The 304-nt window shown below is 64.8% G+C and carries 1 protein-coding gene; it reads left to right on the top strand.

Features of this window, described 5'->3' with window-relative positions:
* Positions 1-304: tripartite tricarboxylate transporter permease (locus AAHB16_RS32700; RefSeq protein WP_342052937.1), on the top strand; the 304-nt coding region annotated here is incomplete at both ends.

The raw sequence follows: 304 nt of genomic DNA, 5'->3' as shown, positions 1-304 counted from the left end.
AATGGGTGTGTTCGGCTTCGCGGAAATCATCGCGAACCTCGAGCAGAAGGAAGCCCGCGAGACGTTCACGAACAAGGTGACGAACCTGTTCCCGACGAAGGAAGACTTCAAGCGCATGATCCCGGCCGTGCTGCGCGGCACGGTGCTCGGCTCGGCGCTCGGTATCCTGCCGGGTGGCGGTGCTTCGCTGGCGTCGTTCGCGGCGTACTCGCTCGAGAAGAAGACCTCGAAGCATGCCCACGAATTCGGCAAGGGCGCGATCGAAGGCGTGGCGGGTCCGGAGTCGGCCAACAACGCCGCGGCG

Origin of the sequence: Cupriavidus sp. OTU4054, assembly GCF_038440175.1 — a bacterium.
Lineage (GTDB): Bacteria > Pseudomonadota > Gammaproteobacteria > Burkholderiales > Burkholderiaceae > Cupriavidus > Cupriavidus pauculus_D.
The sequence above is the reverse complement of the archived record's forward strand: the minus strand, read 5'-3'. Positions and strand labels throughout refer to the sequence as shown.